We start from the raw sequence: 26028 nt of genomic DNA on the forward strand, positions 1-26028 counted from the left end.
AGTCGATATTGTTTTGCCGTCAGGAACATTGCAGAGCAGGAGCGATGGGAAAACATGGATGATCCCGAAGGAGATGTCGGTGTCCGTCTAAAGGTGGTGCGGCAGTTATACGGCATATCGCAGCGAGAGTTAGCCAGGCGCGCCGGCGTAACAAATGCGACGATTTCTTTTATTGAGCAGGGTCGGGTCAGTCCGTCGGTAAGTTCGCTCAGTAAGATCCTGGGTGCGGTGTCCATGTCATTACCTGATTTTTTTTCTTTGGAGTTGTCCGAGCCAAAACAGATCTTTTTCCGTGGGGGTGATATGCCAGACATCGGACGCGGGCGGATCTCTTGCCGGCTGTTTGGCGATTTAGAACGGCGGTCGGAGATGTCACTCCTTTGGAAAGTGTTTCCGGTTGGGCAAAACTCCAGCTTTTCGTTAGAGGCCGCACAAGGTGAGGTGGGCGGAGTGGTTGTTGCCGGTAATTTGGAGGTGACAATTGGCTCGGATGTCGCTCTATTGAATACTGGCGATGGCTATTACTTTAATGCTCGGCGCCCTCACCGGTTCCGCAATACTGGCAATCGCGACTGTGTTGTTGTCAGTGCGATCACTCCGGCATATAAACAGCCCGGTACGGATGACTCCCCTGCGGAAGAGGATAAAAGGTGATTCACGCCATATGGCTGATAAGTCAATGTAAACCGAGATAGACTAACCTCCCTTTAACCTCTACCTATTCACCAGGCCGGTGAATTCCTGTACTTTGGCACCCCTGGTGCCACTCCATTTGTAAGAAATAGTATTCAAACAATCGTTTGAATCTGGCTATACTACGGCTGACCATATTGGGCCCAAGTGTCACCGCACCCTGCGGGGCGGCCTATGGTTGCACAAAAATTCCGACCCCGGGTCCAGGATTGGGGCCCAGAATAAAAGAGGTCAATCAATGTTATTTAGTGGCAAAGCGCTCACGGTACAGATGCTGGATAACGGCATCGCCGAGCTCAAATTCGACCTGCAAGGCGAATCCGTCAATAAGTTTAACCGTCAGACGGTTTCTGAATTTTCTCAAGCGCTGGATGCTATTGAAGCAGCCGATGGCGTAAAAGGCGTGCTGCTGACCAGCGGTAAAAGCGTCTTTATTGTTGGTGCTGATATTACCGAATTTGGTGATGCTTTCTCCGTAGGTGCTGAGGGCGTTGCTGATTTGATGAATCAGAACAACGAAAATATCAGCCGCTTGGAAGACCTGCCGGTACCGACCGCAGTAGCCATCAATGGCTACGCGCTGGGCGGTGGCTTTGAAGTGTGCCTGGGCTGTGATTTCCGCCTGATGGGCGAGGAAGCCAAAGTTGGCTTGCCTGAAGTCAAACTGGGCCTTATCCCTGGTTGGGGTGGTACTGTGCGACTGCCGCGGGTTGTGGGTGTTGATGTTGCAGTTGAGTGGATTGCTGCCGGTAAAGAGCAGAAGCCGGCCGCCGCGCTGGAGGCGCACGCCGTCGATACCGTAGTGCCTACGGATAAGCTCAAAGACGCGGCTATCAAGTTGCTGGAGCGCGCGATCAGTGGTGAGCTGGATTACAAAATCAGCCGCGAGACTAAGAAATCTCCAATTCCGCTGAATGATACCGAAGCCCTGATGGCCTTCTTTACTACCAAGGCATTTGTAGGTCAGCAAGCGGGTAAGAACTACCCGTCTCCCGTTGCCGCAGTAGAGTCTATTGAGCAGGGTTATAAGCTGACCCGCGATGAGGCGCTGAAAATCGAGCAGGAGAAGTTTGTCTTCTGTGCCCAGACGGGCACCGCCAAATCATTGGTGGGGCTGTTCCTTGCGGATCAGGCGATTGGTAAAGTTGCCAAGGGTTGGGAAAAGAAAGTCGACAAGCCCATTGAACGCGCGGCAGTGCTGGGCGCTGGTATTATGGGCGGCGGTATCGCTTACCAGTCAGCCTATAAAGGCACTCCGATCAAGATGAAGGATATCGACCAGAAGGGTATCGACCTTGGTCTGGATGAAGCGAACAAGCTGCTATCCAAGTTGGTTGATCGCAAGCGCCTGACTCCAGTAAAAATGGGTGAAGTGCTCAACCGTATTGAGCCTACCCTGAGCTACGATGATTTCGGCGATATCGACGTTATTGTGGAAGCCGTCGTCGAAAACCCGAAAGTAAAGCATGCGGTGCTTAAAGAAGTAGAAACCAAGGTGAGCGAAGATACTGTAATCGCTTCCAACACCTCTACTATTTCTATTAATCACCTGGCTGAGCCGCTTTCTCGCCCGGAAAACTTCCTGGGAATGCACTTCTTTAACCCGGTGCACAAAATGCCGCTGGTAGAGGTGATTCGAGGTGAGAAGACTTCTGACTTCGCTGTGGCTCGTGTTGTCGCTTATGCAAACAAGATGGGCAAAAAGGCTATCGTTGTGCGCGACTGCCCAGGATTTTTGGTAAACCGCGTACTCTTCCCTTATTTTGCCGGCTTCTCAATGCTGGTACGTGATGGCGCTGACTTCCAGGCTGTCGATAAGGTTATGGAGCGCTGGGGTTGGCCGATGGGTCCCGCCTACCTGATGGACGTTGTTGGTATTGATACCGGTGTTCATGCTGAGGGGGTAATGGCTGAAGGCTTCCCAGAACGTATGGGTAAAACCTTCACCGCGGCGTCCGACGTGATGTACAAGGCGGGTCGTTACGGCCAGAAAAACGGTAAGGGCTTCTACAGCTACGAGCAGGACAAGAAAGGGCGGCCGAAGAAGGTGGCTACTGAAGAGTCCTATGAATTGCTCAAACCGCATGTCGCAGAGCGTTGTGAGTTCGAGAAAGACGAGATCATCGAGCGCATGATGGTGCCGATGGCAACTGAGCTGGCTCGCTGCCTGGAAGAGGGTATCGTCGACTCCCCGGCTGAAGCTGATATGGCCCTTATCTATGGTATTGGTTTCCCACCGTTCCGCGGCGGTATTTTCGCTTGGCTGGATAATATTGGCCTGGATGAATTTGTGAAAATTGCCGATAAGTATGCCGACCTGGGTGAGCTTTATAAGCCGACCGATCGCATGCGTGAAATGGCCGCAAGTGGCAAAACCTACTACGGCGACAAGTAAGGAGAATAGCGATGAGTTTAAATCCTAGAGATGCCGTAATCGTCGACTACGCGCGCACGGCGATGGGTCGCTCGAAAAATGGTGTTTATCGCCATGTTCGCGCCGACGATATGTCCGCAGAGCTGCTGAAAAAATTCCTGCAGCGCAATGAAAAGCTGGATCCCGCTGAGATCGACGATCTCATTTGGGGTTGTGTCATGCAGCGCGACGAGCAGGGCTTTAACGTAGCTCGTTTTATCCTGTTGCGTGCCGGCCTTCCGCACACTATTCCGGCGCAAACCGTGAACCGTCTGTGTGGTTCCTCCATGTCTTCCCTGCATACCGCTGCGGCCAACATTCAGGCTGGCGTAGGCGACGTGTATGTTGTGGGTGGCGTCGAGCATATGGGTCACTTGAATATGATGGAACACGTTAGCCCCAATCCGATGCTGGGTCGTTACATGGCCAAGGCCGCTGGCTCCATGGGCATGACGGCTGAATACTTGGCAATGATGCACGGCATCCAGCGCCAACAGATGGATGAATTTGGGGCACGCTCTCACCAGTGTGCGGCCGAGGCTACCAAAGCGGGTAAATTCAATCGCGAAATAATCGCCATTGAAGGTCACGACGATGACGGCGTCCCCTTACTGGTCGAGACTGATCAAACTATTCGACCGGATACTACTGTCGAAGGCTTAGCTCAGCTGAGACCGGCATTTGATCCAAAGCATGGCCAGGTAACTGCAGGCACCTCCTCCCAGATTACCGACGGGGCTTCTGTCATGTTGGTGATGTCTGCTGAGCGGGCTCAGGCACTGGGTATGACCCCAATTGCCCGCGTGAAGGAAATGGCGTTGGCAGGTGTTGATCCGTCTATCATGGGCTATGGTCCTGTGCCCTCTACCAAGAAGGCGCTTAAGAGGGCGGGTCTGACTACTGGAGATATCGATAAGGTTGAGCTGAATGAGGCTTTTGCGGCGCAGGCGTTGCCAGTGCTTAAAGACCTCGATCTGCTGGACAAGATGGATGAGAAGGTCAACCTGTACGGTGGCGCCATCGCCTTGGGTCACCCCTTTGGTTGTTCCGGTGTACGTATCACGGGTACCCTTCTGAGCGTTATGCAAAATGAAGGCGGCAACCTGGGTGTGTCCACAATGTGTATTGGCTTGGGGCAGGGCATTACTACTGTTGTAGAGCGGGTCTAGATTTTTTATTTTTGCCCCCCGAAAAGGGCGCCTTCGCGGCGCCTTTTTTTATTTTGTGAGGAATGTGCCCAGTAAAGTATTGAAGCCCTCAAAATGCTGTGGCACAATCTGCACCCCTTGTCGCGATGGACTCTTTAAAGGGTGCGAAAGCGCTTAAATATCAAAGAGTTAGCGATAGGGCCGGTTTGGGGACGTGGTGAAATTGGTAGACACGCCAGATTTAGGTTCTGGTGCCGAAAGGTGTGGGAGTTCGAGTCTCCCCGTCCCCACCAAATCAAAAAACTCAGGAGTCCGCATGGCTTGCCCTGAAGGGGTAAGTGCGGGCTTCTTGTATTTGGCATGAGCCCGCAGTCACTTAGAGCTGATGCGGCGCTGCCAAACGAGGCTGCCGGCCGAGTCCCGGCGCCCGGTATTCGTTGGCGCTGCGGCGCGATAAAAAGAGATAGTCTCACGAGGATAAACATGCAGGTTTCCATCGAAACTACTTCCGGTCTGGAGCGTCGTTTAACAGTTAATTTACCGGCGGAAATCGTCGATAAAGAAGTGGATAAGCGCCTTCAGCAGGCTGCTAAGACTGTCCGCGTCAACGGCTTCCGTAAAGGTAAGGTGCCCATGAAAGTTGTTCGCCAGCGCTTTGGTGCCGGTGTTCGTCAGGAAGTGTTGGGTGAGGTTATGAGCCGATCTTTCTATGAGGCGGTTCAGAAAGAACAAGTAAAACCTGCTGGCCAGCCGAGCATTGAGGCCAAGCAAGCTGGAGCTGGTGAGAACCTCGAGTATATCGCTACCTTCGAAGTTTATCCTGAAGTTGAGCTCGCCGATCTAGCCGAAGTTGCGGTAGAGCGCCCGGTTGCAGAAGTTACTGATGCTGACGTCAAAAACATGATCGACGTTCTGCGTAAGCAGCAGTCATCCTGGAAAGAGACCAAGCGCAAAGCGCAAAAGGGTGACCGTGTTGTTATCGACTTCTTGGGCCGTAAAGATGGCGAGGAGTTTGAGGGCGGCAAAGCTGAAGGGCACCAGTTGGTACTCGATTCCGGCCAGATGATCCCCGGTTTTGAAGATGGCATCCTGGGCATGAAGCCCGGCGAAGAAAAAGATTTGGACCTGACCTTCCCTGAAGATTATCAGGCTGAGGAGCTTCGCGGCGCTGCGGTTACTTTTAATATTAAGGTGATCTCTTCAGAGAAGCCTGAACTGCCCGAGCTGAACGAAGAGTTCTTTAAGGCTTACGGTGTTCAGGAAGGTGGTGAAGAGACGTTCCACGAAGAAGTTCGTAACAACATGCAGCGCGAACTGAAAAATGCTGCCCTGAACAAGGTCAAGACTCAGATCATGGACCAGTTGTTCGAAAAGCACCCGGTAGAGTTGCCTTCAGCGCTGGTTGCCAGTGAAGTGACCACCCTGCGCGGCCAAATGGTTCAGCAGTTCGGTGGACAAATTAAGGCCGAAGACGCAGAGCGTATGCTCCCTGATACCATGTTTGAAGAGCAGGCTAAGCGCCGTGTTGTTCTTGGGCTGGTCGTGGGTGAAATCGTCAAGCAGAATGAAATTTCTGTCGATGCCGACCGGGTCAAAGTAAAAGTTGAAGAGCTGGCTTCAACTTACCAGCAGCCGCAGGAAGTTGTTGATTATTACTACAGCAATCGCGAATTACTGTCTGGTGTTGAGTCTGTTGTGCTTGAAGATCAGGTTGTGGATCACGTTCTCAGTGCTGCCAAGCTTTCAGAAGTTGAAAGCAGCTACGATGAAGTGATTAAGCCGCAAAAACAAAGCTGATTTCCTCGCTTCTATCAGGTGTAGAGGCGTGCTCGCTCAGTTGGGCACCTCTACATCTCCTTCCTTTTTACCGGCTGGCTTTCTCCTGTCTGACCGGTTAAGCTCTGAAAACCAAATTTCAGCATAGGCATTTGATGTCTGTTCGCTGGCCTGCCGAATACGCCACAAAAGGAAGCAATGGTACCTATGGCACGAATCGATTTTCCAAAAGCTTCGATGGAGCCCTCAGCATCCGGTTTAGTTCCCATGGTGGTGGAGCAAACCGCTCGAGGTGAGCGTTCCTTTGATATTTACTCCCGCCTCCTGAAAGAGCGTGTGATTTTCCTGGTTGGGCCGGTAGAAGATCATATGGCTAACCTGGTGGTTGCTCAGCTGCTGTTTCTTGAAGCTGAGAACCCCGATAAGGATATCCACCTGTATATCAACTCCCCTGGGGGGTCTGTCACGGCGGGTATGTCAATTTATGACACCATGCAATTTATCAAGCCGGATGTCAGCACTATGTGTATTGGGCAGGCTTGTAGTATGGGGGCGTTTCTTTTGACTGCCGGGGCGGAGGGTAAGCGCTTTGTGACGCCCAATTCCCGTGTAATGATTCACCAGCCAAGTGGTGGAGCTCAGGGACAGGCGAGTGATATTCATATTCACGCGCAGGAAATTCTCAAAATCCGCCATCGTTTAAATGAATTGATGGCGCATCATTCTGGACGTCCAGTCAGTGATATTGAGAGAGACACTGAACGCGATAACTTTATGAACGCAGATGAGGCCAAAGAGTACGGCTTGGTCGACGATGTACTGTCGCGTCGACAGGCGCTCGATAAGTAGATTCTGCGACAAAAAAAATTGCTAAAGGCGGTTTTTTCGAAAGTTAGTTTTTTTGGTGCTGGCTTTCGTAGGGGCTTGAAAATCATGCCAAAAGGCAGCATCTTGCTGGATAAGCTGAATTTTTAGGCCCTGGCCGGCCAGTGACGACGGAGTATTTTGATGACCGACAAAAGCAGCGGAGAAGACAGCGGAAAACTGCTGTACTGCTCTTTCTGTGGTAAAAGCCAGCAGGAAGTGCGGAAGTTAATCGCTGGGCCGTCAGTCTTTATCTGCGATGAGTGTGTCGAGCTTTGCACTGACATTATTCGTGAAGAGGTGCAGGAGACTGCGGAGGGGCCTGAAGGGCGTCTGCCAACACCCCGAGAGATTACTGAGATCCTCGATCAATATGTAATTGGGCAGGAAAGGGCCAAGCGTGTGCTGGCTGTTGCTGTTTACAATCATTACAAGCGGTTACGTACTAAGGCCGGAGTAAAAAGTAAGGACGAAGTAGAGCTTAGCAAGTCTAATATTTTGCTAGTTGGCCCTACCGGTAGCGGTAAAACGCTCCTGGCTGAAACTTTGGCGCGCCTGCTGAATGTGCCCTTCACCATTGCCGATGCGACCACGCTCACCGAAGCGGGTTATGTGGGCGAAGATGTTGAGAATATCATCCAGAAGCTTCTGCAGAAGTGTGATTACGATGTAGAAAAAGCCCAGCAGGGCATCGTTTATATCGATGAGATCGATAAGATTTCACGCAAGTCCGATAATCCGTCAATCACTCGGGATGTATCTGGCGAAGGTGTGCAGCAGGCCCTCCTGAAGCTGATTGAGGGTACCGTTGCTTCTGTGCCTCCTCAAGGGGGGCGCAAGCATCCTCAGCAGGAATTCCTGCAGGTCGATACCTCTAACATCCTGTTTATCTGCGGCGGCGCTTTCGCCGGTCTCGACAAGGTGATCCGCGATCGCTCAGAGAAGGGTGGAATTGGCTTTAATGCCGAGGTTAAATCAAAAGACGGTGCCAGTAATTTTGGCGAGATCCTCCGCGATCTGGAGCCTGAAGATTTGGTCCGTTACGGTTTGATTCCGGAATTCGTAGGCCGCTTGCCGGTTACTGCGACCCTGGAAGAGCTTGACCGTGAGGCCCTGGTACAGATTCTTACCGAACCGCGAAATGCTTTGACTAAGCAGTATGCGAAGCTTTTTGAGATGGAGGATGTCGAGCTGGATTTCCGCCCGGATGCACTTGATGCAGTTGCTATCAGGGCAATGGAGCGAAAAACCGGAGCCCGAGGTCTGCGTTCAATCATGGAGTCCGTATTGCTGGAAACCATGTACGACATCCCTTCTAGCGATAACGTGGTGAAGGTGGTCATTGACGACGCGGTCATCAAGGGTGAATCAGCTCCGCTTCTGGTGTATGAGAGTGAGTCTCAACCACAGAAGGCTGCGCCGGAAGAATAGCCTATAGCCCCTCCTGAAAGGCCCCATTATTGGGGCTTTTTTTATAGCATTTCCTGATTACTTTGGCGTGCAACTGCCTGTCTGGGCATTTCTGGCCTGATTAGCGCTGCGAACTCGGCACAAATTGGTCGTGAGATTAGACTTGTATTTCGGGCCCTTCCCCCCCATTACTAGCATCTGAAGGGCGGTGGCCCAGATTAAGCTGTCAATTCCAACAGCAGCATGATGCCGCGCCAAATACCCAGTGATAGGGCCGAGAGGAGTTCTATGGATCAGTCATCCGACACCACACTTGAATATCCGTTGTTGCCATTGCGCGATGTTGTTGTTTACCCCCATATGGTGATCCCGCTGTTCGTTGGTAGGGAAAAGTCCATTGAGGCACTGGAAGAAGCCATGCGCCGTGATAAGCAAGTACTGCTTGTGGCGCAGAGAAAGGCATCTGAGGATGATCCGGGTGCTGATGATATTTATCGGATTGGCACTATTGCCAGTGTTTTGCAGCTGCTCAAACTTCCCGATGGTACGGTCAAAGTACTCGTTGAGGGGGGGGAGCGCGTGAACATTCTCGAAGTGATGGAGAGAGAAAATCACTTTGAGGCTACGGTAGAATCATTGCAAACCGTAGAACTGCCCGAAGGAGAGGCGGACGCTTTGGTGCGTTCCGTAATGTCCCAGTTCGAGCAATACGTGTCTGTGAGTAAGAAGGTGCCCAACGAGGTGATTACCTCCCTATCGGGCATTGATGAACCGGGGCGTTTGGCGGATACGATTTCTGCTCACATGTCCCTGGAGTTGGCACAGAAGCAGGAGCTTCTTGAGACGACTAGCGTCAAGGAGCGTCTCGAACATTTGCTGGGTCTGATGGATGCTGAGATCGACCTGATTCAGGTTGAGAAACGGATTCGTGGCCGCGTGAAGAAGCAGATGGAAAAGAGTCAGCGCGAATACTATTTGAATGAGCAGATGAAGGCGATTCAGAAGGAGCTGGGTGAAATCACTGAAGAGCCCAACGAAATAGAAGAGCTAGAAAACAAGATCGCCGATTCTGGTATGAGTGCGGAAGCGGAAAAGAAAACCCGCGCCGAACTTGGCAAATTGAAAATGATGTCTCCAATGTCTGCAGAAGCCTCGGTTTTACGCAGCTACATTGATTGGATGTTGAGTTTGCCCTGGAAAAAAGCCAGCAGAGTAAGGCATGACCTGCAGAAGGCCGAAGAAATTCTTGAAAAAGAGCATTACGGTCTGGAGGAAGTTAAAGAGCGCATTCTTGAGTACCTCGCTGTTCAGAAGCGGGTAAAAAAGGTAAAAGGTCCGATTCTATGTCTTGTCGGCCCCCCTGGGGTTGGTAAGACATCACTCGGTCAATCCATTGCCCGAGCTACCAATCGACAGTATGTTCGTATGGCTCTGGGTGGCGTGCGCGACGAGGCTGAAATTCGTGGGCACCGACGTACCTATATCGGTTCTCTACCCGGTAAGTTGGTTCAGAAGATCTCCAAAGTTGGAGTTAAAAACCCGCTGTTCCTGCTTGATGAAGTGGATAAGATGGGTATGGATCAGCGTGGGGATCCGGCATCAGCGTTACTGGAGGTTTTGGATCCGGAGCAAAACAAAACCTTCAACGATCATTACCTGGAAGTGGATTACGATCTGTCCGATGTAATGTTTGTTTGCACCTCCAACTCAATGAATATTCCCGGCCCGCTGCTCGACCGCATGGAAGTCATTCGAATCCCTGGTTATACCGAGGACGAGAAACTGAATATTGCCCAGCGCTATCTGGTACCCAAACAGCGCAAGGCCAACGGTCTCAAGGAAAATGAGCTGGAGCTTTCCGATGATAGTATCCGCGACATCGTGCGTTACTACACTCGTGAAGCCGGGGTGCGTGGGGTTGATCGGGAAATTGCAAAAATCTGTCGTAAAGTTGTTACAGAGCATGTTCGTAATCCTTCGGAACAAAAAGCCGTAATCCAGCCGGAACAGCTGGAAGAGCTTTTGGGTGTGCGCAAGTTTGACTTCGGCCGCGCCGAAGATGAGGATAAAATCGGCATTGTTACTGGTCTTGCCTGGACTGAAGTAGGTGGTGAGCTTCTTAATATCGAAGCTTCTGCTGTACCAGGTAAAGGACGCATGATCAAAACTGGGTCTCTCGGCGATGTGATGCAAGAGTCCATCCAGGCTGCGCTAACCGTGGTCCGCTCACGCTCTCAGGCGCTTGGAATAGGTCCAGACTTCCATGAAACCCGTGATATACATATCCACGTACCAGAGGGCGCCACACCTAAGGATGGCCCATCGGCGGGTATTGCCATGTGTACGGCCTTGGTGTCGGTTCTGACAGATATTCCTGTTCGCTCAGATGTAGCGATGACCGGAGAAATCACTCTTCGGGGAGAAGTTCTGCGAATTGGTGGTCTCAAGGAGAAGTTGTTGGCGGCGCATCGGGGCGGTATAAAAACCGTACTGATACCTGCTGATAACGAGCGAGACTTGAAGGATATCCCTGAAAACATCCTCCAGGACTTAGTGGTTAAGCCGGTAAAATGGATTGATCAGGTGCTTGAGCTGGCGCTTGAGCATAAGCCCGAATCCCTGTCTGACGAAGAGTATTCTGCCCTGCAGAAGCAGGCAGAGGAACGTTCTCAGCGCTCAATCCAGACTCACTGATTCTTGTGCGGGGCGGCTTTTGTCGTCCCGTAACAAGTTGCAAGGCCAAAACTTCGCCGTTAATTTAATCTGCGCTGCCTAAAAAGTATGCAACTGCTTGGAAACCCGCATGGTTCCTTGACCCGCTACTGGGCAGTTGGTATAAAACGGGGCTTATTGCCCGGCGCGTAAATTGCCGACGGCTAAAAAATTTAAAAGTATGGGTGTCTTCCATGAGGCGCCCGAAGCATATTTAAAAAGAACAGAGGGATTAAGCGTGAATAAGTCCGAACTGATTGAAGCGATTGCCGCATCTGCAGATATTCCGAAAGCAGCTGCTGGCCGTGCTTTGGACGCAATGGTTGATAGCATCACTGATGCTCTTAAGAAAGGTGATCAGGTTGCCCTCGTAGGATTCGGCACTTTTGCAGTAAAAGAGCGTGCCGCTCGGACAGGCCGCAACCCCCGCACGGGCGATCCAATTGAAATCGCAGCAGCGAAGATTCCTAACTTCAAGGCTGGTAAAGCCCTGAAAGACGCGGTCAACTAAAATTTCAGTGGGCTTTGAGACTTTGTAAAAAGAGTCCGAGTGTCAAGGAGGCGTGTCAGTTGGGATACGCCTTTTTTGTATCTGGTAGCAATTAATTAAAACTAAATTTCGGAGCTGAGCATGCTTCAGTCCATGCGTGACAACCTGAAAGGGACAGCTGCGATCATTGTCGCAGCCTTTTTTGGTTTTATTATGGTCATCGGGGGAGTTGATTTCTTTACCGGTGCCAGTGGAGGTGCTACCGATGCGGTGGCCGAGGTTAATGGCGAGAAAATAACAAATCTGGATTTGCAGCGCGCAATTCAAAATCGCCGGAATATGATCATTAGTCAGTACGGTGAAGATGTCCCGGTTGATTTAATTAGCGACGAGCAATTGCGTGAGCCGGTGCTACGTCAACTTATCTCCAGCTCAGTGATGCGCCAGGCGGCACAAGAGAGTGGAATGGTGATGAGTTCAGTAGCCGTCGATAAAGCCATTGTGGAAATTCCTGCCTTCCAGGTAAACGGAAGTTTTGATCCGCAAATGTACCGTGATGCCTTGCGTCGTATGGGTTATAGCGCTACAGGTTTCCGCCAGATTATGGAAAATGATTTGGCCTTGCAGCAATACGCTAATAGTGTTGTTGAAAGCGCTTTTACAACTCAGGCTGATGCAGAGCAAATCGTTGCAGCCTCTATGGAGGAGCGTGACTTTGATTATGTGGTGATGCCCGTTGAAGGCATGCTGGCTGAAGTAGAAGTCAGTGATACGGAAGTTGAGCAGTACTACCAAGAAAACCAAGGGCAGTACCAGCGACCGGAGCAGGTAGCTGTTGAGTATATTGAGCTTACACCGCAAGTTTTTGCGAACAACGTTGATATCTCTGAAGGCGACGTGCGTGCTCAATACGCGCAGGAGTTAAAGGGGTTTTCTTCAGAGCTTCGTCGTCGAGCCGCGCATATCCTGCTTGAGGATGCAGATAAAGTTACTGAAGTTCAAAGTAAAATAGATGCGGGTGAGGATTTTGCTGAGCTGGCCAAGACTTACTCACAAGATGTCGGCTCCTCGGATGAGGGCGGTGATCTGGGCTATACCGAGGGCGATGTATTCCCTGAAGCCTTTGAGAGGGCTCTGGCATCCCTTGAGGTAGGGCAAGTGTCTGTGCCTGTTACTACCGACAGTGGTACACATTTTATCAAGTTGCTCGAAGTCGAAGAGAGTAAGGCCCCGAGCTTTGAGGAGCGACAAGCGGCCATTGAGGATCAATTGCGTGCGGCGGTAGCTGAACGTGAATTTGTGGATGCCCTGACTCGCTTGGCAGACTTGGCCTATAACGCGGACAGCCTGGCAGAGCCAGCAGAAGCCTTGGGCGTTCCCCTAAAGGTCGAAGGCCTTTTCTCGCGTCAGAGTGGCTCAGGGGTGTTGTCCAATGGCCAGGTGGTAGAAGCTGCTTTCTCTGCGGAAGTAAAGGAAGATGGAAATACCTCTGATGTGATCAACCTGAATAATGAGCATTCAGTGGTATTGCGAGTTACTGATTCCAAGCCGGCAGGTACCTATCCGCTGGAAGAGGTTCGCCAGCAAATCGTAGCGCGACTGAAGCGCGATAAAGCAAGTGAACAGTTGGCCAAGCAAGCGGAAGCATTTAAAGAGAAGTTTTCTGCTGGTGGTAGCTTTGCAGAACTTGCCGGGCAAGAGGGGCTGACTCTTGAGACCAGCGAGAAGACCCGTCGCGGTGGATTCGCACAGCGTGGAGAGATCAACGCAAAGGCGTTTTCACTGCCTGCTCCGGCTACAGGCTCCGAGGAACTGACAACTTTTGCCACGACTAATGGCGACTTGGTTGTACTCGACTTACGTGGGGTGCGCCCCGGACAGTTGTCCCAGCAGAGCAAAGAGCAGCGCCAGGCGCTGATGCAACAGCTGGCTTCTGTCAATGGTGGTGCTGAGTTGGCTGCGATTCAGCGCTTCTTGTCTGATCAGGCCAAAGTTGACCTGGAGTCCTCAGCTGAATAAATAATTTCCACTCTTTAGGAAATAAAAAAACCCGGCAGCAGCCGGGTTTTTTTATTGGTGCTGAGAGAAAAGCTGCTAGCTCCTATTGGCACTGTCTACAAAAAGCGTGAGATGTTGGCCGGGTTGCAAGTACTTTGACTTGCTGATTTTGTTCCAGCGCAAAATGTCACTAATTTCGATACTGAATTTATTGGCGATTCGATAAAGTGAATCGCCGCTGCGAACCCGGTAAGACACTTTGCGCCTGGTGCGGCTGTTCTCTGTTGCTGGAGAGCCGCTGTAGGCAACGAGGGTTCGCCCAGGACGTAGGGTGTCCGCCGGTGCCATACTGTTCCAGCTGGCCAATTGCCGCACACTCACATTGAGCTTGCGGGAGATAACCCAAAGGCTGTCTCCAGGGCGAACCGTATAATTGACTTTTTCGCCGCGCCCAGAGGATTGGCGCTTCTTAACACGTTGGTCGAGAGCGTAGGCATATTGGCCCGCAGGTCCCGATGCGCTGGGGATTAGCAGGGTGCTACCAGCGCGGATACTATTGTTGCGGAGTTTATTGGTCTCGCGTATCGCATCCACGGTTGTCTGATAGCGGCGCGCAATCGTAGACAGGGTATCTCCCCGTGCGATTTTATAGCGCTGCCAGCTAACTCTCTGCTCTTTGGGTAGTTGCTCTAAAGCACTCTCGAATTTTTCCTGGGTCCCCACTGGTATGAGCAGCTTATGGTTGCCGTTCGGGTCTGTTGCCCAGCGGTTGTAGCCCGGATTGAGCAGGTAAAGCTCTTCGATTTCGATTTCGGCGAGATCTGCTGCTTGAGCCAGGTCTATTTGGCTACCGACATCAACGCGAGCGTAATAGGGCTCATTGGCGACATCGTGCAGAGGGATCTTGTAGTGGTCGGGACGTGAGACAACTTCAGCCAGAGCCAGCAATTGGGGAATGTAGCTTTTAGTTTCCCTGGGAAGCTTGAGGTCCCAGTAACTGGTGCCAAGACCTTTGCGACGGTTTCGTTCCACGGCCCTGCGCACTGTGCCTTCCCCGGCATTATATGCCGCTAGCGCCAGCTCCCAGTCCCCGTCAAAGCGATCGTGGAGATAGTTGAAATATTTCACCGCAGCTTGGGTGGATTCATGGACATCCCGTCGGCCGTCATACCACCAGTTTTGCTGAAGACCGAATGAGCGGCCAGTGGCGGGTATAAATTGCCACATACCGGATGCACGTGCATGAGAGTAGGCGAACGGATCGTAGGCACTTTCCACTATCGGCAGTAGGGCCAACTCGAGGGGCAGGTTTGCTTGCTCCAGCTGCTCGGTCACATGAAAAATATAGCGGCGTGAGCGCTCAGTTACTCGCGCCATATAGCCTTCATTTCGGGCAAAGTAGGCAATATATTCCTTTACCTTGGGGTCGCTAGTACGGTGGTCAAGTGCGAATCCTTGGTGCAGGCGACCCCAAATATCAACGGGTGTGGGGGGCGCTTCAGCAGGTTCGTGGCTTTTGGCAGCAGGATCGCTCGCGGGAGAAATTTCCTCCGCTTGGATGTTTTCACTTTCCGGCGCTGAACCTTGTTCTGGGAGTTGTGAGCAGGCTCCAACCGTAGCCGCTAACAACGCTACGGCAAAATTCTTGTGAACCATGTTAGATATCCGCGAGTCTTTTTTGTAATTCCTGTCCCTGGCGCATACCAGAACTATTATTAATGAACGCGCCAAGCATTTGATAGATAGTCTTTGATTCTAATTAAGCTAATTAGTTTCGGTCAATGTGGCTGGGTGAAAAACAGACAATTTGTCACCTGCTAACTTAACGGCGCTGGTGAAGTTCGTTGTTCAGCACTGATCTTTCCAGCCGCGCAGGCCGGCAAAAACATTCACAGCACTGTCTCTCTGCTGCTTGCTGTGCGCGCCATGGGCAGCAACGCTTTTTGCGATTTGTGGAAGGTGACAGCGCAAGAAGGGGTTGCTATCGAGCTCCAGTCCAATCGTAGATGGCAGAGTCGCCTTGTTGTCAGCTCTTAATTTTTCACAGTGAGCGATTCTTTCAGCAATTATAGGATTTGTTGCTTCCACAGTTTGCGCAAACCTCAGATTGGCAAGGGTATATTCATGGGTGCAGTAAACGTGGGTTGAAGGTGGCAGTTTACTGAGTTTTAACAGCGAGAGGTACATCTGTTCAGGTGTACCTTCGAATAGTCGCCCACAACCAGCCGCAAAAAGGGTGTCACCACAAAATAGGTGTAATTGTTCCTCGGTGCTGGCTGTGGTTTCATTCAAAACAAAAGCTAGGTGGTCTAGAGTGTGGCCTGGAACAGCCTGCACGGTGAGGGACATGCCGAGGACTTTCACGGAGTCTCCATCGGCAAGTGGATGTGTGATTCCAGCAATGCCTCGCGGGCCGTAGACCGGGCATTGATATCGCTGATAGAGGGCATCGATACCGCCGGTATGATCGAGATGGTGATGGGTGATGAGGATGCCCGACAACTTTTTTCCCTTCAGGGCTCGCTCCACGGGAGTGAAATCACCCGGGTCGACGACCCAATGTTGCCCGCCTTCCTGCAGGTGCCAAATGTAGTTGTCATTGAAGGCTGGTATTGGCGTAATGGAAAGCATAATCGACGTGTCTTCTTGCTGGTTGGGAGAACAATATCATGTAAGGTATGGCGTGGTATGGGTTGGGGTTAAGAAAGCGCGCTTGCCTGAGTGTAGAATTGGAGCGGCTCAGTCAAATTGACTTAGGAGATACGATGACCGGTAAGTTCAGGTCCGCGAGTGAAGAAGAGTTATCTCCTCTGGGGAAGGCCTGTCCAGCGCTGTCCCACTGGTTCTCGAGTGCTTTGGGAGAAGAAATACTCTCTCAGCAATTGGCACTCGCTCAACCAATGATCGAAGGCTTTTTCGGCTATCACCTGCTTCAGGCCAGTGTCACCCAAAAAGTGGACTTTGCTGCTTCCAGTAGGATCAATCACCGTTTCCGTCTGGGGGCCAGTCAAGAGCAGGGTGGAGCTGCGATCGTAGAATTCGAACAGTTGCCTCTACCATCAGAGTCAATCGATGTGGTGCTGCTACATCATCTCCTGGATTTCGCCAGCCACCCTCATCAGGTGTTGCGAGAAGCGGCAAGGGTATTAATACCTGGGGGTCATATGTTGTTGATCGGTTTCAATCCGTTTTCCATGCTCGGTCTGTCCCGGTTTTTATTTTCCAGGGGGGTTTATCAACGTGGTAATCAGCTGCGCGCAGCGCGTGTCGCTGACTGGATGAATTTGCTCGATTTGCAGGCAGGCAGGGTTGATAGGGGGTTCTTCCGCCTGCCTTTACAGCAGCAGGACCTTCTCTCCAAGACCGCCTGGATGGAACGTCTGGGCTCCCGCTTGCACTTGCCTTGGGGGGGCTTTTACATCATAGTCGCGCGCAAAGAAGTGGCGCGTGTTCGCACTATTAAAATTAACTGGCGTACTGAGAGAAAGCCCTCTCTGATCGCCACCCCTTCGAGTCCCCGCGTTGCTGCGCGCGGGAGACATCAAAAACGCTGATTTCACCGGGAGCCCCGGGGGTCGGTCCAATTTCTATTTTTGGCGTTAGTTTTGAAACAAATTACTATCTACACAGATGGCGCTTGTCGCGGAAACCCAGGCCCGGGGGGCTGGGGTGCTCTTTTGGTTTATGGTGATACGGAGAAAGAACTATTTGGTGGAGAGTCTCATACCACCAATAACCGTATGGAATTACTCGCTGCGATAAAGGCACTAGAGGCATTGAAGCAGCCCTGTAACATTGACCTCCATACCGACTCACAATACTTGCGGCAGGGTATCACCGGCTGGATTAATAATTGGAAGAAGAATGGCTGGAAGACAGCCAGTAAGAAACCCGTCAAGAATGCGGATCTATGGCGGCAGCTGGATGAGAGTATTGGCTCTCATGAAGTGCAATGGCACTGGGTGAAAGGGCATGCGGGCCACCCGGGCAATGAGAGGGCCGATCAGCTGGCAAACCGCGGTGTTGATGAACTGGAATCCTGAAGGGGAAATACATAGTGCGACAGGTAGTTCTCGATACTGAGACCACAGGTCTCGACCCGAAAAGCGGCCATAGAATTATTGAAATCGGATGCGTAGAGCTGGTTAACCGCAAGCTGACCGGAAGACATTACCACCAGTACATCAACCCGCAACGACAGGTTGAAGATGGTGCAATGGAAGTTCATGGGATTACCAATGAATTTCTCGTTGACAAGCCGGTATTTGCTCAAATCGCCGATGACTTTATGAGCTTTTGTGAAGGGGCTGAGCTTGTTATTCATAATGCGCCTTTTGATGTTGGGTTTATTAATGCCGAATTAAGGTTATTGGGTAGTCCGCGTTGGCGCAGTGTGAGCGCTCACTGCAGCGTGCTTGATACCCTGGCACTTGCACGGGGGAAGCACCCGGGACAGAAGAATAACCTCGATGCGTTGTGTAAGCGTTATTTCGTAGATAACTCACAGCGGGATTTGCACGGGGCCTTGTTGGATGCGGAGATTCTCTCCGACGTCTACTTGATGATGACCGGTGGTCAGACCGATTTGGTTCTGGCTCAAGGTAGCGACGGGCAGGGCGGTGAAGACGGTGAGAAGGCACAGAGCGAGGTGGCTACTACGGCTATTCGCCGGTTGGCTGCTAGCAGAAAACCCCTTGTTGTGCCCCGGGCTACTCCACTGGAGAGGGAGGCTCACCAATCTATGCTGGAACTGCTGGAAAAGTCTGCGGGTAAGCACTTCTGGTAGTGGCTGCGCTAACAGGTTGCTGGCAATGGCCTTGTCGGGTCTTTATCAGCCTGTTTTACTGTCCATGCCCACAAACCCTTCAATACAGATCGAGCGCCCAAAGGCTTGATCTACGGCCTGAATATCTTTGCCTATGTTATCAGGCCCTCGAAAAACATTGATTCAGCTGCCTGCCAAACCACGCCCTGGGTGCGACTGGGGTTGCCTCCCCCCCACCCAGGACTTTCTTTTGCTTACCTTTCTCTAGATCGCATACACCACGCAAATCAGAGCCACAATACTCAGGACTATGGTGTAAGGCAGAGCCATAATAACCATGCGGCCGTAAGACAAGCGTATCAAGGGGGCAAGGGCCGATGTCAGCAGGAATAGAAACGCAGCCTGGCCATTGGGGGTAGCAACGCTGGGCAGGTTTGTCCCGGTGTTAATGGCGATGGCCAACTTGTCGAAATGCTCTCTGGTGATGTCACCGGCGGTGAGGGCTGCTTTGATTTCATTGATATAAACAGTCGCCACAAATACGTTATCGCTGATCATCGACAAAATACCGTTAGCCAGGAAAAGTAATCCGGGTTGCTGCTCTGGTTTTTGTGAGAGTACGAAATTGGTTACTGGCTCAAAAAGATGTTGCTGATGAATAACCGCAACAATCGCGAAGAAAACCACCAGCAATGCCGTAAAGGGGAGAGCTTCCTCAAATGCGTGGCCGATGCGCGCTTCTTGGACGATGCCGTTAAAAGAAGTCAGCAGTACAATAATCATTAGGCCAATAATGCCTACTTCGGCAACGTGAAATGCCAGCGCCAGCACCAGGAGCAAGGCCACGATACCCTGAACCCAAAGTTCGGCAATTTGTGCGGAAGTGCGCTTTTTTTCTTCTTCCTTTGAGAATTTGACCAGCACTTCGCGAACCGCGACGGGCAATTGAGCACCGTAGCCAAACAGTTTTATTTTTTCCAGAAGGGCGCAGGTAGCTAGTCCAGCAAAAAGAGTTGGGATAGTGACTGGGGCCATCTGTAGAAAGAATTGGACAAACTCCCATCCAGCCTTCTCTGCAATCAGAAGGTTTTGAGGTTCGCCAACCAGGGTACAGACGCCACCGAGAGCGGTGCCAATGGCACCGTGCATTATCAGGCTGCGCAGGTAGGCCCTGAACTGATCCAGATCCTCCCGATGATACTCTACAACCTGCTCATCGTTGGAGTGGTCATGGTCGTGGTGATGGTGGGATTGCTGAGAGGCGACCCGATGATAAACAGAGTAAAATCCAACCGCCACAGCGATAAGTACGGCAGTAACAGTCAAGGCATCCAAAAAGGCGGAGAGAACTGCAGCCACTGCACAAAATAACATTGATAGCAGTATTTTAGAGTTCACATTGAGCAGAATTTTAGTGAACACAAACAGTAGCAGGCTCTTCATAAAGTAAATGCCTGCCACCATAAACATAAGAAGCAGGATAACTTCAATGTTCTCTACGACTTCGTGATACACCGCATCAGTGCTTGTCATTCCCATCAGGACGGCTTCGATTGCGAGCAGTCCGCCAGGTTGCAGTGGGTAGCACTTAAGAGCCATGGCCAGTGTAAAAATAAACTCCCCAATAAGTACCCAGCCTGTTACGAAAGGTCCACTGACATAGAGTACCAGTGGGTTGAGGAGTAGAAAGGCGGCAATGGTTAATTTGTACCAATCTGGCGCTTCGCCTAAAAAATTCTCGGCAAAGGCCCGACCAAAGCCATTGCCGGAAGTGGCCATTGTATTGTTGTAGGTGTTCATCATTTACTTCCCTGGTTAACCCATCAAGGTGGGTCAAAATGGAATCTTGGGAATCAAGCGGTATGTGCGAAATGGCTACTTGAATGCAATATCGCAGCGGTGCTTCCCCGGGTTTATTGTGTACTGATCGATTGGTTTTTGTTCGATAACACAAAAAAAGTACAGCTTTAAACTTGAAAGTAGCAAACGCTACTGGGTTTTCCGGAAAATTCAAGTAATTTAGGGGGTTCCGGGTTGTGGGCAGTTGATTTGTCGATTATTCGGTGGAAATTGTTTGCCGAAAGGTGGACTCTTTTAGATATTGGGGTAAATTGCCCTTTATAAGGCCAGTATCATCCCGATCTGGTTGTTTTTTGTTCGAATATAGGAAGAGTGCAGCGGTGCAGGCAAAGACTGAATTGCGCAAGATCAATATCACTTCTGTCAATGTAGTGAAGGATGAGTTGGTAGCTACCATAGATAATGCCGCATCGCATTTGGATAAATTTGCTGCGGATATCGCTCAAAAGCAGCCTCTTGAACAATGCTTAATGGCACTTAGGCAGGTGAGCGGGGTGTTACAGATGGTTCAATTACACGCTGCCGAACTCCTCGCCCAAGAAAAAATTAAAGCACTGACTGAGGTTTTAGAGGAGCGTCAACAGGCTTCCGAGGAGTTGATGGAGGCGTTAGGGATGGGCTTCTATGTGATGGGGCGCTATCTGGACTTTGTACAGAGCCGCGCGATTGCCCGCCCGGAATTGCTAATCCCCTACATCAATAATTTGCGGGCCGCGCGTTCGCAGCCTCCAGTGCCTGAAAGCCACTTTTTCCGTTGTAATTTAGACGCCAGCGTACCAGGAACTGGCGCCTCTGCAGTAATGTCCGAAGATTTGAAAAGTTTTGTGCGCCGTTTTCGTCATATGTACCAGGTCGGTTTACTGGCTCTGTTGCGCGGCAAACCTCGTAGTCCCGCCTACACCATGATGTCACGGGCTCTTGAGCGAATCGCGAGCATCACCATGGGCCGCCCAAATGGCCGTTTATGGGTGGTAGCAGGTGCTGCTCTTGCTGGTATGGCGACCCGGGAAATGCGCATCAGCCGTTCGCGAGTGATGGTTTTTAGCATGTTTGATCGCTGGTTGCGGGCTTTGCAGAAAGAATGTGATACGGCATTGGATCAACCCGCGCCGCCAATTTTGCTGAAGGAGTGTATTTACTGGCTAGCCCTCTCACGCCCGGAAGGTTTTGGAGCAAAATTATTGGAGGCCTTCTCTGCTGAACCTCTGGATTACAGCGAGGAGGAGCTTGAGCGCGAGCGTACTAGTCTTGGTGGTCCCGGAGCTACGGCGATTACTGCGGTGGCTAATGCTCTTGAAGATGAGCTATCGGGGGTGCGCCGGATGCTGGATGATGTTGAGTTGATCGGAGTCTCCAGTCTTGGGGATGAAGATGGCCTGGGGTCATCTCTGCAAAAAGTTGCCGGCACTTTGCAAATGCTCAATTTCAAGCGGGTAGGAGAAAGTTTGCGAACTGCAGTGGCCGAATACCAAAGTGCCGCTGGTGCCGGCGGCTCTATTGCTGATAATGCACTACAGAAATTGACCGGCCAGGTACTCATGGTGGACAGCACTATTCGGGCGCTCAAGCAGAGCACCTCGATCGACTTGGACGAATATGGTCATGCGGACATCGCATTTGAGCACAGTCAGTTGGCTGAAGCAGAAGTCGCTGTGCTCAAGGAGGCGGAGGCAGGCTTGGCTCTGATCAAGAGAGCTTTGGCGGCCTATGCTGAGTCAGATTTTGATCATGGTCATATTCGTAATGTTTCGACCACATTGAACTCTGTGCGCGGAGGTTTGATTGTTCTCAATCTCAGCCGTGCGGCGTCGGTGGTCGAGGGGCTGTTGAGTTTTGTCGAGAGGGTCATTGAGCGGCATGATGCCGGCCCCGAAGTTGAGCAATCGCTGGATATTTTTGCCGATGCCATTATCAGCCTCGAGTACTATCTTGGAGAGGTTAAATTGCACCGGCAGACAGATATTCAGTCTCTGAGTTTGGCAGTAGAAAGTTTGGCCGCTCTCGGCTACCCGGTAGAGGCAGCGTAATTAAGGAGAGCCACTTGGCCGACAGATTTGTCCCAGCAGGGAATGTTTGGGCCGTCCCAGAGTTTGCGCAGCATATTATTATTGCTGAGGGGCTGATACTCTGCCGTGACGATCTTTTTTTACATAATACCGAGGTCTTGGCCTCTGAAGCCGTTCGGTCCAGCCATTACTTGGGGGAGTTGAGTGGTCAAGCCTGCGGCGTGCATGTTGTTTCTCGACAGATTGAAATTGTCGGATACGAGTGGCGCAACTTACGCAGTTTGCTCACGCGGGTTGAAGAGTCTCTATTTGCACTGGCGGGGCGCGCACTGCAGATATCCCACTGGGATGGTCAGCACCAGTTTTGTGGCCGCTGTGGCACACCAACAATTTATCACCCCAGTGATCGCGCTCGCACTTGCTCCGCCTGTGATCTCACCGTTTACCCTCGAATCTCTCCCTGTGTAATCATGCTGGTAACCAGAGGGCAAGAATGTCTTTTGGCTCGTCATGCGTCTCACCGTAACGCAATGTATACCGCTTTGGCTGGGTTTATTGAGCCTGGTGAGAGTGCGGAGCAGGCGCTGGCACGTGAGGTACAAGAGGAGGTAGGCCTGAGTGTGGGGGAGCTTAAATACGTTGGTAGTCAGTCCTGGCCTTTTCCCGGGCAACTGATGATAGGGTATTTGGCGGAGTGGCAAGGCGGGGACTTGTGCCTCGATCCGAATGAAATTGAAGAGGCGGAGTGGTTTCACTATCTCTCCCTGCCGGCCATACCCCCGGTGCAAACCCTGTCCGGTCGTTTGATTCATACTTTTGCCGAGATGGTGGCAGCGAAACGTCGTTAGCCGGCTGAGTTCATAGAGGTCAGGTAGTATCAGGGAGTTGAAATTAATATGTACATAGCTATTACTTTTTTTATAGCAATTTTGGCCTTATTGTTCGTATTTTGGGGGGCGCGTGTACTGCTGGGGGGAAGTTGGTTCCTGGGTTTTCTCCGCGGTTCTATGGGGCTTTTGCTTTTTGCTGCTGCCCTATGGGTTGTCTTGGTGGCGGCGGATGTTTACAGCTACAGAAACCTGGCAGTAGAACACAGCGTGGGAGTGGTATCCTTCCGCAAAATTACTGAACAACAGTTTGAAGTAAAGTTTGCAGATGAAGATGGAATAGCGCAAAAATTCGAATTGCTCGGCGATCAATGGCAATTGGATGCACGTATGTTGAAGTGGCAAGGGCCCTTGGCCCGTTGGGGTATCCAACCTGCGTACCGCTTGGATCGGCTGAGCGGTCGTTACCTGACGCTGCAGGATGAGAGAACTCGCGAGCGTTCCGTGCATGAGATAAGTGGAGCCAATTACGGTGTGGATGTGTGGCGATTTGTACGCAATATAGAGCAGAGGTTGCCCTTTGTTGACGCAGTTTATGGAAGTGCGACTTTCCTACCCATGGAAGATGGGGCTGTTTATGATGTACGTATGAGTCAAAGTGGCTTGTTGGCGCGCCCTCTCAATCAGCAGGCCACCACGGCCCTTGATGGTTGGCAATAGTGTGAAATCAAACTAACAAAAGCAATTAAGACGGCAAACTGGAGTTTAAGTGGAATTTCTAATTGAATACGGCCTGTTTCTAGCGAAGATTGTTACGGTCGTCGTAGCCTTGATGGTGCTGATTGGTTTTATTTTTGCAAATAGAGAGCAGCTCAAAGAGCGGGTTCAAGGGCATATCACAGTTACTCATCTCAACGACCGTTATGAGCTGTTCAAGGAAACATTACTTGAAGTGGTGATGGACAAACACGAATTTGCCAAACGCAAAAAACAGCAGGCTAAAGAGAAAAAATCCCAGGAAAAGGCCCTGGCCAAAAAATACAAAGCCGAAGCCAAAAAGAAGCCTGAGAAAAATTCTGACAATTCTGAAAATGCCTCTCAGGCTGATGAGCAGGCCAAAGGAAAAAGTGCCGTCGCAGCAACAAGCTCCGAGCGTAAGCGTGTATTTGTGATGCAGTTTAATGGGGATATTAAAGCCAGTGCTCTCTCTCATCTGCGCGAGGAGGTCACCGCTATTCTTCAAGTGGCCAAGGCCGATGATGAGGTCTTGCTCTGTCTCGAAAGCCCTGGTGGCATGGTTGCAAACTATGGTCTTGCCGCCAGTCAATTAACCCGTATTCGCAGCGCTGGTATCCAATTGACTATCGCTGTTGACAAGGTAGCAGCGAGCGGCGGCTACATGATGGCTTGCGTTGCCGATCGTATTCTAGCGGCACCTTTCGCCATGTTGGGCTCGATAGGAGTTCTAGCCCAGATACCCAATTTTAATCGTTTGCTCAAGCGCAACGATATAGATTATGAACTGTTTACCGCTGGTCAATACAAGCGCACAGTTACTATGTTCGGAGAGAATACAGAGGAAGGTAAGCAGAAGTTTCAAGACGACCTGAATGAAATTCATGTTTTATTTCAGCATTTTGTTGGTGAATATCGACCGGGACTAGATACAGATAAAGTGGCCACCGGTGAGGTATGGTTTGGACAAAAAGCGCTGACCATGGGGCTGGTTGACGAGCTTATGACCTCAGATGAATACCTGACGAGCTGCGCTCAGGATTCGGATCTTTATCAAGTGGAGTATAAAGAGCGGAAAAATATCGCGAAGAAAATAGGGCTGGCAGCTGAGGCCAGTGTGGAATCGGCAATCACTCGTCTCTTTTCCCGCTTGGCCGCTCTTCGACACCAAGCTCAATAAGTAAAAAATTGACAGTGTTGCGTGGAGTGAATCATGGAAATTGTTAAGGATGAGCTGTTTCGTGCAATTCAGGTTAGGGAAGTGGCTTCGGGAAAGTTCGACCAATCTATAGTTGAGCGTTACCTCTCAGAGCTTCCTGATAACCCGTTGTTACTCGATGTCAGTTATTCATCCCTTAACTTTAAGGATTCACTTTCTGCCTTTGGTAACCGTGGCATCACTAGCGATTATCCTCACACACCCGGGATCGATGCTGTGGGCAGAGTGGTTTTTGACCGAACTAAAACCTTCATTCCCGGCGCTGAATTGTTAGTCAATGGCTACGATCTGGGGATGAATACTGCCGGCGGCCTGGCCGAGCGCATTGCAGTACCCTCGGAGTGGGCCCTACCGCTGCCTGAGGGGTTAACTGCATGGGAATCTATGGCTCTCGGTACAGCGGGATTTACCGCAGCGCTATGTGTTGAAAAACTGCTGGAGTCAGGCGCATTGCCGGAAGACGGCGAGGTTGTGGTGACGGGATCTACCGGTGGTGTAGGGTCAATAGCCGTTGCTTTGCTGGCCAAGCTTGGTTTTCGCGTTGCTGCAGTCACGGGAAAGCTTGAGTCTGCAGATTATTTGGCTAGTTTGGGGGCCTGGAAGGTGTTGGACCGGGATACCTTGGCACCTTTTGCCAGTAAGGCAATGGCAAAACCGCTATGGGCCTGGGCGATAGATACGGTTGGCGGGGAGACGCTGTTTAATGTCATCAAGTCGCTCCGCTATGGTGGAGGGGTTGCCGCTTGTGGAATGGCCTCAGGCGCGCAATTTCATGCCAATGTGTTCCCTTTTATACTTCGAGGTATCAGTCTGCTGGGCGTGGACAGTGCCGTTTTGCCTATTGATAAAAAGGCGGAGATATGGAGAAAACTTGCAGGTCAATGGTATATCGGTAACAAGCTCGGCATTATCGCTGAGAATATTGGCCTTGAGCAGGCCCCTGAATTCCTCGCTCGCCTGAATCGAGGCCATGGAATTGGCCGCTATGTAGTTGATATGTCACTCTAGTGCGTTCTTTATTTTAGAATAATAAACCTAATTGATAGATTTATATCACCATATCAAAGAGCCCTCGCTATTTAAAAACGTATTTGTGCATGGGCATTTTTCTC

Annotated in this window: 20 protein-coding genes and 1 tRNA gene; 18 read left to right on the top strand and 3 right to left on the bottom strand. The window is 51.1% G+C overall.

Annotated elements, in window-relative coordinates:
• Positions 1-54 precede the first annotated feature (54 nt).
• From MO867_RS02930 to MO867_RS02975, 10 genes are all read left to right on the top strand, one after another.
• Positions 55-654, top strand: coding sequence for a helix-turn-helix domain-containing protein (locus MO867_RS02930; RefSeq protein ID WP_252464466.1), 600 nt, complete (start codon positions 55-57; stop codon positions 652-654).
• Positions 655-931: 277 nt separating this feature from the next.
• On the top strand, positions 932-3088 hold the full coding sequence (fadB, locus tag MO867_RS02935) for a fatty acid oxidation complex subunit alpha FadB (protein ID WP_252464468.1): 2157 nt from the start codon (positions 932-934) through the stop codon (positions 3086-3088).
• Between the two features lie 11 nt (positions 3089-3099).
• Positions 3100-4275, top strand: a complete 1176-nt coding sequence (gene fadA / locus MO867_RS02940) for an acetyl-CoA C-acyltransferase FadA (protein ID WP_252464469.1) — start codon at positions 3100-3102, stop codon at positions 4273-4275.
• Between the two features lie 187 nt (positions 4276-4462).
• Positions 4463-4547 (top strand) — tRNA-Leu (locus MO867_RS02945).
• Between the two features lie 190 nt (positions 4548-4737).
• Positions 4738-6051: a trigger factor gene (gene tig / locus MO867_RS02950; RefSeq protein ID WP_252464470.1), complete on the top strand. Its 1314-nt coding sequence runs from the start codon at positions 4738-4740 to the stop codon at positions 6049-6051.
• Positions 6052-6237: 186 nt separating this feature from the next.
• Positions 6238-6879, top strand: a complete 642-nt coding sequence (gene clpP / locus MO867_RS02955) for an ATP-dependent Clp endopeptidase proteolytic subunit ClpP (protein ID WP_252464472.1) — start codon at positions 6238-6240, stop codon at positions 6877-6879.
• A 159-nt stretch (positions 6880-7038) separates the two neighbouring features.
• Positions 7039-8325, top strand: coding sequence for an ATP-dependent Clp protease ATP-binding subunit ClpX (gene clpX, locus MO867_RS02960; protein WP_252464473.1), 1287 nt, complete (start codon positions 7039-7041; stop codon positions 8323-8325).
• 267 nt (positions 8326-8592) lie between these two features.
• Entirely contained in the window at positions 8593-10998 is a 2406-nt protein-coding gene (lon, locus tag MO867_RS02965; protein WP_252464475.1) for an endopeptidase La, read from the top strand.
• A 199-nt stretch (positions 10999-11197) separates the two neighbouring features.
• Complete coding sequence (hbs, locus tag MO867_RS02970) at positions 11198-11527, top strand: non-specific DNA-binding protein Hbs (protein WP_256473716.1); 330 nt, start codon at positions 11198-11200, stop codon at positions 11525-11527.
• Between the two features lie 120 nt (positions 11528-11647).
• Positions 11648-13525, top strand: coding sequence for a SurA N-terminal domain-containing protein (locus MO867_RS02975; protein WP_252464476.1), 1878 nt, complete (start codon positions 11648-11650; stop codon positions 13523-13525).
• A gap of 75 nt (positions 13526-13600) precedes the next feature.
• Here MO867_RS02975 and MO867_RS02980 read toward each other — a convergent pair whose 3' ends face one another.
• Together MO867_RS02980 and gloB are read right to left on the bottom strand one after the other, a co-directional pair.
• The gene (locus MO867_RS02980) at positions 13601-15160 is read right to left on the bottom strand and encodes a LysM peptidoglycan-binding domain-containing protein (RefSeq protein ID WP_252464478.1); all 1560 of its coding nucleotides are present in this window, start codon (positions 15158-15160) and stop codon (positions 13601-13603) included.
• Positions 15161-15352: 192 nt separating this feature from the next.
• Positions 15353-16135, bottom strand: coding sequence for a hydroxyacylglutathione hydrolase (gloB, locus tag MO867_RS02985; RefSeq protein WP_252464479.1), 783 nt, complete (start codon positions 16133-16135; stop codon positions 15353-15355).
• Positions 16136-16269: 134 nt separating this feature from the next.
• On the opposite strand from gloB, the gene MO867_RS02990 reads away from it, so the two are divergent.
• From MO867_RS02990 to dnaQ, 3 genes are read left to right on the top strand one after another with little or no spacing between them, the layout of a single operon-like run.
• The gene (locus MO867_RS02990) at positions 16270-17058 is read left to right on the top strand and encodes a class I SAM-dependent methyltransferase (RefSeq protein WP_252464480.1); all 789 of its coding nucleotides are present in this window, start codon (positions 16270-16272) and stop codon (positions 17056-17058) included.
• Positions 17059-17109: 51 nt separating this feature from the next.
• On the top strand, positions 17110-17547 hold the full coding sequence (gene rnhA / locus MO867_RS02995; RefSeq protein ID WP_252464482.1) for a ribonuclease HI: 438 nt from the start codon (positions 17110-17112) through the stop codon (positions 17545-17547).
• A gap of 14 nt (positions 17548-17561) precedes the next feature.
• Positions 17562-18290 (top strand): DNA polymerase III subunit epsilon, encoded by a 729-nt coding sequence (dnaQ, locus tag MO867_RS03000; protein ID WP_252464484.1) that lies wholly within the window; start codon positions 17562-17564, stop codon positions 18288-18290.
• A gap of 243 nt (positions 18291-18533) precedes the next feature.
• Here dnaQ and nhaB read toward each other — a convergent pair whose 3' ends face one another.
• Positions 18534-20069 (bottom strand): sodium/proton antiporter NhaB, encoded by a 1536-nt coding sequence (gene nhaB / locus MO867_RS03005; RefSeq protein WP_252464553.1) that lies wholly within the window; start codon positions 20067-20069, stop codon positions 18534-18536.
• A 380-nt stretch (positions 20070-20449) separates the two neighbouring features.
• Between nhaB and MO867_RS03010 the strand changes: the two genes are divergently transcribed.
• Genes MO867_RS03010 through MO867_RS03030 form a run of 5 tightly spaced genes read left to right on the top strand, consistent with a single transcriptional unit; the run spans position 20450 to position 25924 of the window.
• Positions 20450-22156 (top strand): FimL-related protein, encoded by a 1707-nt coding sequence (locus MO867_RS03010; RefSeq protein WP_252464486.1) that lies wholly within the window; start codon positions 20450-20452, stop codon positions 22154-22156.
• 14 nt (positions 22157-22170) lie between these two features.
• The gene (nudC, locus tag MO867_RS03015; RefSeq protein ID WP_252464488.1) at positions 22171-22983 is read left to right on the top strand and encodes an NAD(+) diphosphatase; all 813 of its coding nucleotides are present in this window, start codon (positions 22171-22173) and stop codon (positions 22981-22983) included.
• 48 nt (positions 22984-23031) lie between these two features.
• Positions 23032-23682, top strand: a complete 651-nt coding sequence (locus tag MO867_RS03020) for a cation/multidrug efflux pump (RefSeq protein ID WP_252464490.1) — start codon at positions 23032-23034, stop codon at positions 23680-23682.
• Positions 23683-23731: 49 nt separating this feature from the next.
• Entirely contained in the window at positions 23732-24877 is a 1146-nt protein-coding gene (gene sohB / locus MO867_RS03025; protein ID WP_252464491.1) for a protease SohB, read from the top strand.
• A gap of 33 nt (positions 24878-24910) precedes the next feature.
• Positions 24911-25924 (top strand): YhdH/YhfP family quinone oxidoreductase, encoded by a 1014-nt coding sequence (locus MO867_RS03030; RefSeq protein ID WP_252464493.1) that lies wholly within the window; start codon positions 24911-24913, stop codon positions 25922-25924.
• The last annotated feature ends 104 nt before the right edge of the window (positions 25925-26028 follow it).

Origin of the sequence: Microbulbifer okhotskensis, from assembly GCF_023895975.1 — a bacterium.
In the GTDB taxonomy this organism is placed as follows: domain Bacteria; phylum Pseudomonadota; class Gammaproteobacteria; order Pseudomonadales; family Cellvibrionaceae; genus Microbulbifer; species Microbulbifer okhotskensis.